This is a genomic window from uncultured Novosphingobium sp. (assembly GCF_964277725.1).
GTDB lineage: Bacteria > Pseudomonadota > Alphaproteobacteria > Sphingomonadales > Sphingomonadaceae > Novosphingobium > Novosphingobium fluoreni.
The window spans coordinates 1-7,942 of the sequence record NZ_CAXYKL010000016.1 but is presented as its reverse complement, the minus strand read 5'-3'; the positions used below and the strand labels follow the sequence as shown (position 1 = coordinate 7,942).

The 7,942-nt window shown below is 61.7% G+C and carries 6 protein-coding genes and 1 pseudogene; 3 read left to right on the top strand and 4 right to left on the bottom strand.

Annotated elements, in window-relative coordinates:
• Positions 1-290, top strand: a pseudogene (locus ACHWRX_RS01215) (12-oxophytodienoate reductase); the annotation flags it as partial.
• A 275-nt stretch (positions 291-565) separates the two neighbouring features.
• Positions 566-1,729, top strand: coding sequence for an acyl-CoA dehydrogenase family protein (locus ACHWRX_RS01210; protein WP_288483419.1), 1,164 nt, complete (start codon positions 566-568; stop codon positions 1,727-1,729).
• 579 nt (positions 1,730-2,308) lie between these two features.
• On the opposite strand, the gene ACHWRX_RS01205 is transcribed toward ACHWRX_RS01210, so the two are convergent.
• Positions 2,309-3,505 carry a hypothetical protein gene (locus ACHWRX_RS01205; protein WP_394657789.1) on the bottom strand — a complete coding sequence of 399 codons (1,197 nt, stop codon included), beginning with the start codon at positions 3,503-3,505 and terminating at the stop codon, positions 2,309-2,311.
• Between the two features lie 31 nt (positions 3,506-3,536).
• On the bottom strand, positions 3,537-4,838 hold the full coding sequence (locus tag ACHWRX_RS01200) for a sulfotransferase family protein (RefSeq protein WP_394657788.1): 1,302 nt from the start codon (positions 4,836-4,838) through the stop codon (positions 3,537-3,539).
• A gap of 343 nt (positions 4,839-5,181) precedes the next feature.
• Between ACHWRX_RS01200 and ACHWRX_RS01195 the strand changes: the two genes are divergently transcribed.
• Positions 5,182-6,378, top strand: a complete 1,197-nt coding sequence (locus ACHWRX_RS01195; RefSeq protein WP_183616990.1) for a cytochrome P450 — start codon at positions 5,182-5,184, stop codon at positions 6,376-6,378.
• A gap of 158 nt (positions 6,379-6,536) precedes the next feature.
• Here the strand turns inward: ACHWRX_RS01195 and ACHWRX_RS01190 are convergent, their stop codons facing one another.
• Both ACHWRX_RS01190 and ACHWRX_RS01185 read right to left on the bottom strand, forming a co-directional pair.
• Positions 6,537-6,659, bottom strand: a complete 123-nt coding sequence (locus tag ACHWRX_RS01190) for a hypothetical protein (protein ID WP_394657787.1) — start codon at positions 6,657-6,659, stop codon at positions 6,537-6,539.
• 76 nt (positions 6,660-6,735) lie between these two features.
• Positions 6,736-7,533 carry an SDR family NAD(P)-dependent oxidoreductase gene (locus tag ACHWRX_RS01185; protein ID WP_288417919.1) on the bottom strand — a complete coding sequence of 266 codons (798 nt, stop codon included), beginning with the start codon at positions 7,531-7,533 and terminating at the stop codon, positions 6,736-6,738.
• Between the last annotated feature and the right edge of the window lie 409 nt (positions 7,534-7,942).

Below are 7,942 nucleotides of genomic sequence, written 5' to 3'. Positions count from 1 at the left end.
TTCCGAAGGAGTCCGACCTGTCGCTGGCGGGCTGGGCCAAGAAGCTCACCGGCAAGCTGACCGGCGCTGTTGGTGGAATCGGCTTTAGCAAGGGCATGTACGATACGATGTCGTCCAGCAGCGATGGTGCGAATAACCTGCCATTGGTTCTGGAGCGGTTCGAGGCGGGGGAATTCGATATTGTTTCGGTCGGTCGGGCCCTGCTGCATGATCCGTATTGGGTGCGTAAGGCGCGTTTGGGTGAACCTTTGCCCGCCTTTGATCCTCAGTCGCTTACGCACTTGACCTAAGGCAAAGTCTGAATTGATTGGGCGTAAGTCAGTCATTTCAATCGGCTCCGCCAGCAATCCATCCAGCCGGCGGGGCGGACCAAGCCGCTGTCATTCGCAGCTTGAGGGAACCATAGGGACGGGTTAAGCCGCCGATAGCGCAGCAGTTCGTGCGCTCCCATGAAATAGAGCACGTGCATAATGTCTTAGCGGGCGGATTGCCGCACCGCCTCCGCAGCACTAACCTCCCCACAAATGCGCGCATTCCTTGCGCGGCAACGATCAGGAGAGCTTTGGTGATCGAAACCATATCGCCAGATTTGTGGGAAGAGGCCCGTTCTCTCCGCCCGATCGTCGAAGCTGCGCGTGATGAAGCCGAGGCCTTGCGCCGACTACCTGACAGCGTAGGCCAAGCTTTTACCGACCGCGATATTTACCGCTTGCTCCTACCCGAGGACCTGGGGGGCAGGGGCCTTTCGCCACTTTGCGTCTTCGATTTGATCGAGGAAGTTTCCACTTACGACGGCTCGGTCGGTTGGAACTACGCGATCGGCACCAACGGCGGCTCGATGGCAGGGGTCATGGATCAGGACCTGGCGAGGGAATTGTTCGCTGATGCTGAAGTTGCAACCGCCGGATCAGGCCCGCCGCAAGGGCGAGCGATCGCGGTTGAAGGCGGCTATCGGGTAAGCGGGACGTTCGCGTGGGCCAGCGGCGTGCATCAGGCCAAGTGGGTGATGGGCGGCTGCTTCGTGTTCGATGGCGCTGAGATGCGCAAAGGCCCCGGCGGCGTGCCCGTGGTGCGACACGTGCTGGTTCCGGCCTCGGACATCACGATCCTGGACAGCTGGAAAACCGGTGGCATGCGGGGCACCGGCAGCACCGAGTTCCGGCTCGACGATGTGTTCGTGCCGGAACAGCGCGCCTTCATGATGTTCGGCGCGGCTCCTCAGCATGAATCGCCGCTGTACCGCTTGCCCACCAGCTATTTCGGGTTTGGACTGACGGCGGTTCCACTGGGTATCGCGCGGGCCACGATCGCCGCTTTACGGGATCTGGCCGCAAAGAAGACGCCGCCGCCGCCGCGCCATGGCCTTTCTCATCAGCCGTTCACGCAATATGTCGTCGCCAAGGCCGACGCGATGGTTGAGGCCGCGCGGCTCGGTGTCCGCGATGCTTTTGAGCGACTGTGGCGCGAAGTGCGCGATGAGGGCGAGGCAAGCATGGAAGCGCGCGCGCGGCTTCGGCGGGCTAGTGTCCATGCCGTGGAAACCAGTGTAGAGGCGGTGCAAATGTGCTACCGCGCGGCAGGCGGAACCGCGCTGTTCAGCGACCAACCATTCGAACGCGCCCTGCGTGATGTCAATGCCGCCGCCGGGCACATCGTGTTTCAGCGTGCAATGATGGAAGACGCCGGGCGCGTGGCGATGGGCCTGCCGCCACTGCTGCCAATGTTCTGACGGCCTATTGCCCCGGCATACCCGCTAGCGATACGACCACCCGAGGACACGCTACATATCGCGTTGTTATTGTTCAAGTGGCGATTTCATCGTTGCCGGCGACCAGGCCCAGGGGGCAATCACAAAGAAGTCACGATCACGAAGCATCCCGTCGCTGCACGCAAGGCCAATGCGTTCTGTTGTCTACCCGCTTCAATTCTCATGCCGTTGCGCTACACATCTTGACGGTTCTGGTAAGGCGCGCGATCGAATAGTAGTCCAGCACTCTACCGCGAGGCCTGTGAAAGCATTTGTCGCGGTAAATGGCCAAGTACCACCGACACCAAAAAACGAGGTGACCTCTGATCACCGAACCGGCGTGTTTCCATCTGCAGGCATCAGACAATCAAACACGCGAAGCCGAGAGAATTCTCGCTTCGAACGTTGAATGTTCGTGGCGGCTACAGCCGGTCATGCCTTCAGGAAAAGCCGAGACTGCCTTTTCCTGAAGGCATTACAACACAACGAAAAGGCCTCTTCGCCTCCTCCTTGTGACCAACCTCGAAGAAAACGAAGAGCTTTGCGCCAGTTGATCCGGCCTCAATAGCCCGGCCAACGCCCGATCGAGGCGGCCGCCCGTGTGGCGATTGCTTCCTGGCGTTGCTGGGGATTGACTCGCCGAGCATGGGGTAGGCGGTCGGCGATTTGGGTGAGGGCCACCTTTTCCACCTGCGGAGCATCGTTCACCACGCCATCGTACCAGCGCATCTGGCACAAGCCGATGGGTGTGCCGATCGGGTCCAGCCAATTGGCGATGCCCGGATCGCGCAAGCTAAGTACCAGACGGACTTTGCCGTCCGCATCGATTTCCGCCTGGTGGGCGTTCAGTCCGCTCTGGTGGTAGCTGAAATCCATCGTCATCCACCACATATCAACGTTCTGGAACGACCAGTAGCGCGCCTCGGGGGGCGTCCACGTGATCAGCAGAGCTTCGTCTTCCGAGGCGAGATCCCACACCATGCCGCCGTACCCGGCGCGCGGCGAAGCGCCATGATCGGACGAGGGCGCCCCCTGGACCAGGCCAAAGGCATTGTCACCGCCCGCCAGCTTGCGGTTCATGTTGGCATAGCCGATCGCCCGCGCGACGGTGCGTTCCAGCAATTTGCCAGATCGCAGCAAACGCGTGTGTGTTTCGGCCATGGAAAGGACCATGGAATCGGGCGCGGGATCGAGGCATTCGACGTGGATTTCCGTCGCGCGCTCGTTCGCCCAATCAAGATAGACATCGCGCAACTGGCCCCAGATGGCGGGCTCATTGGCATCGAGCGGAAGCCAGTCGCCCGAGGCAGGACGGGTGGCGGAAGCGATGAATTCGAAGCTTCCGTCCGGCTGTGCCGTCAGCGTATCGAAATCGAGGTTTCCCAGTCCGCGCATATCGGCTTCGCGTTCGAAGTAGCCGTTGAACAATTGCAGGTCGGTCAGCCGCGTAGTGCCGCGCTTGCCCCTGATCCGATACGTCCGCCGGCCGTCGAGCATCACCCAGGCATAGACCATGTCCGAGGATGGGCCGCCCCACGGCGCTTCGTAGGGGCTCCACACCGTCTGGCGGTAGAACGCCGGATAATTCGCGCGATAGAGCACATGGAAGTGATGGCAGCCCGCCTGCATGGCGGCCAAGGCGTACTCGGCCTGATCCGCGACCCGCTGGTGGCGGGCTTCCGGGCGCGCCAACATGCGATCGCGCGCCTTTGCGACAAGGGCGTTGTACTCGATCCAGGGGTTCGCAGCTTCGGTCATGCTCGGTTCCTTGAGGAATACAGGGTGTCGATCACGCGGCGAACTTGGGATCGGGGCTGAGGCCAAAGCGCGCGTAATAGCCTTGGAAGCGATCCCTCAGGCGGGGAATATCTATGCCGAAGTCCGCCGGGCCATAGTCGACTGGCGCGCGCTCCTTGCCCTCGTTGGCATCGAGGTAGCGTTGCATTTCCGCGCGGGTTTCGTCCGTCAGGTCGAGCCCGGCTGCGGTGAGCACGCGTTCGGCCAGCGCCACCGGCTCGCGCATCAGGTCGGCAAAGGGCACGGTGACGAAGCGGGCATCCACAAAGGGTAGATCGCGATCGCGGATATAACTTTGGACAAGGCGGCTTACGATTGCTTCGCTGGCCACGCCCGCCGCCAGCGGATCCGGGCGTTCGGTCCGCAAGCGCTGCCCGTAGCAGCACAAGTTCGCGAGGCTGGAGGCGGCAGTCAGGGGATCGCGGACCGTCTCCACGATGACCGCATCGGGAAACGCTTCTAGCAGCGGCACAAGCTGCTCCATATGTTGCGGGGCCTTGAGAAGAAAACGCCGCCGGCCACCGCGCATCCATTGCAGCGTCTGCAGGACTTGCCGGAAGAAGCGATAGCCCGCCCGATGATCTGCCTTCGCGAACCAGCTGGCGAAACCAGGCACCATGTAGACCCACTCGTACACCGTGGTGGCGAAGGCGGGACCCAGCAGGTAGATCTCCTCTTCCGGATCTTCCGCGCCTAGCTGGTGCAGGGCCAGCAACCCCGGCGCAGTGCGGCGCAGGCCCTCAACGTTCGCCTCGGCCTGTGCGATGAGCGGGGCATCCTCAGGCGGACGGATCGCCGGGTCGTGCGCGGGGAGCGGCGCCAGATTCTCCCAGAAGGGGATGGGCCGGAGCCGTTCATCCGCTGCGAGCAGCTGCTGCAGAAACGTCGTGCCCGAGCGCGGCAGACCGACGATGATGATCGGTGCTTCGATCGGCTCGTCCAGTATCTCGGGCTGCCGCTTCCAGAGGTCGACGAAGCGCAGGCGCTGCACAAGATGATCGAGGATTTGCCCATGAAGGTTGCGACGTCCGACCGGGCTGAGGTCCAGTTCGTTTTGGATCGACGCGCACAATTGGTCGAGCGCTTCGCGAAAGTAGTCGTCGCCGAAGTCATCGAGACCGGTGGCTTCCCTGGCGGCTTCTAGAAGACGCTGCGGTTCGAAGGGCCATCGCGCTTCGGCGGTATCTCGCAGCCTCTCGTTCGCGGCAGTCAGGCTTTCTGGTACCTCGGGGCGGGCAAGTGCCTGTCCGACTGGCGTCAAGGCATCAAATTCAGCGCGTGTTGTTTTCAACATTCCCGATCTCCGTTGAAAGCCATTCTGAGCGACCTATGCGGCGCGGGGCAAGCCGCAGCATAAGTATCGCAAGGGCGAAGGATCGTCCGATGAATAGAAATGCTCATTGCTTGGCCGCATCAATGGTAGGTTCGCCATGCCAGTTCAGTGGCGGCGGAGCTGGACAGGCCCAATCAATTCCGGCCCCGATGCTTCGGCTAGTCCCTCGCCGGGCGCAGGACTTCATCAGCTTTCGCAACGGGATTTCGCATTGGCGATGTCCCTCGCTCGACGGTATCGCGCGCGTCCTATACCGTTCCCGCCGAAGACACGTGCCGAAGCGTGAATTACAAAAGGATGTGCGATGCGGACCGTAGACCCTACCACCCCGGAAGCGATGGCAGATCGACCCCGGTTTCATGGTGACTTGCGCGACAACTCCCCCGTGGCGCAATCCGCTGATGGCCAATACTACTACGTTGCGGGCTATGATAACGTTCGCCAGGTGCTGGAAGATCACAGCCACTTTTCTAAGAATTGGGGCAGTCAGCTGGCGCCCATGGAGCATCTGGTCGCGCTGAACCAGGACCCGCCCGATTTCAACGACTTTAAACGGCTCTACAACTCCTACATGTCGCCTGCGGGAGTGAAGCGCTGGTCCGCGGACTGCGCGCGGATCGCGGAGGAGGTGATCGATGACTTTGAATCGCTTGGCTCGGGCGATCTCCAGGCGCTTTTCGGTAAGCCCGTACCTGCCAAGGTCACCGCTCGCGCCCTGGGCTTTCCGGAAGATCGCGTCGACATGTATCGCCGGTGGACCGACAGTTTTCTCGACGCGATGATCCGCGCGCCGGACGTGCAGAAGCAGGTCATGGATGAGATGTATGCCTTTTTCGACGAACAATTCGAGCTGAAGCGCCAGCAGTTGCGCGATGCTGGAATCGAAACACCTGGTCGCGAGCATGTCGGAACGGTGATCGATGATAGCCTGACATCCCTGCTCCTTACATCGCAGTATCGGGGGCGCTACCTGACCGACGAGGAGGTGCGGCGGACCATTCGGGGGTTCTTCATCGGCGGCGTCGATACGACGGGCGCACTAATGCTTAACACGTTGCAGCACCTGCTGAAACGCCCGGAATTGTGGGAGCAGGTGAAGGCAAACCCCGATCTGGTGGATGCCGCTATCGAGGAGACGCTTCGTATCGACCCGCCCGCGATGGGCATGTTCAGAGGCGTGGTGAAGGATGTGGAAATGGCTGGGGAGGTGATTCCCAAGGACGGCCGAGTGCTGTTTTCCGTCCTCAGCGCCAATCGCGACCCAAATGTCTTTAAAGACCCGGACAGCTTCCGTCTCGATCGCAAGGACGGCAACCGCCATATCGCTTTTGGCACCGGCGCCCATTTCTGCCCCGGAGCGTGGACCGCACGCATGGAAGCGGCGATCGCGCTGCGGATCTTCATCCGTCGCCTGCCCAAGCTGCGGCTGAACGGGCCGGTGGAATACTTCCCCACCATCAACTTCCTGATCGTCCGCCACTTCCCCGCCGCCTGGGATTGAACCGCGGGGATTAGGATAAGCCGCTCCGGTCGGGGTGTTCACCCCGGCGGGCGGATGAATGCGGCCATCCACCTTGAGCAGGTAACTGGGTGAGAGCTGCTCTGGCATCTTTTCCTTGGCGCGAAGCCGCGTCTTGGAGCCCAGCCAAAGCGCATCTGTCAGATGATCGGCCAGCGCATAGCCGTAATCGGATGGATCGATGAGAAAGTGCCAAACAATTCGATGGCGAGACCCATCGTTGGTTTTCCATCCGCCGGTCGAGCAACATCGGCGACGCCCATCTCGACGCTAATTCCTAAAGCGCGCAAATCAATCGCCGCCTTTCAAGCGGTCTATCATTGCGCCTTAAGCGATCGGCTACTTCACATACCGGATGGTCTGGCCGCCATCTGCGGCAATAGTCTGACCGTTGACATAGCCGCCGGCATCGCTGGCCAGCATCAGCACGACGCCGGCAATCTCGTCCGGTTCCCCCATCCGCCCCACGCTGGACCGCGCCATCTCCCGCGCAAACTCTTCCGGGTCATCAATCAGGCCCTGCGCCATGTCGGTCTTGACCAGACCGGGGGAGACAGTGTTCGCACGGATGCCGGATGGGCCATGCTCTACCGCGATGTTGCGGGTGTATTGCATCGCCAGGTTCTTGCTGAGCGTATAGCTGTGATACGCACCCGTGCCGAAGTGCGCGGCGATCGTGCCGATGTTGATGATCCGACCCCACCCGCGCGCGGTCATCCCCGGCAGCAACCGCTGAGATAGCCGGTGCAACGCGCGAAAGTTGCCCGCGATCGTCTTTTCCAGAACCGCGTCCGTCATCTCGGCGCTGGGGCCGAAGTGGATATGCAGGCCCGCGTTGGCGACCAGGATATCGATCGGGCCGAACGCGGCTTCCCCCGCTTCGACCAGCGCTTGCAGTTCGTCCTCACGAGTGATGTTGACCGTCACCGCGATGGCCCGGCCCCCGTCGCGCGCGTTGATGGCATCCACCGTTTCCTGCGCCGCCTCGATCTTGCGACCCGAGACGATGACGTTGGCGCCATGCTGCGCCAGGCGTTCGGAAATGGCGCGTCCGATACCCCGGCTGCCACCCGTTACCAGCGCTGTGCGTCCCGATAGATCGAACAGAGTGCTTGCGAATTTGGAAGTTTGGGTCATGCTTCGTCCTCGTCCTGTCTCAGCCGTAGCCAAGGCTGCGCCCGTCGGGGCCCGCCAGTTCGATATCCGGCATCCGCTCGACAACAGCCGCAGCACAATAGAAACTTCCATATGCGAGAGCGGTGCGCCCGGACAACTGTGCTACCCGGCGCCGAACGCCAGATGACCGGTGAAACAGGCGCCTTTTCGCGCCGCCTGCCATATCTCGAAAAAGGATCAGCCAGTTCAGCAGGCGAGGTGGGGGCGGTGGGGTCGTAAGGGCAGGCCCGGTCATATCGGTCACGGCTGATTTCGCTTCTGCTTGTCGATTAGATCCTGCACGATCCTGCCGTGATCAGGCCCTTGCGTCTGGTCGAACTGTCGCGCCAGCTGCTGCTCCAGTACGCTGGACATCATCGCCTTCGAATAG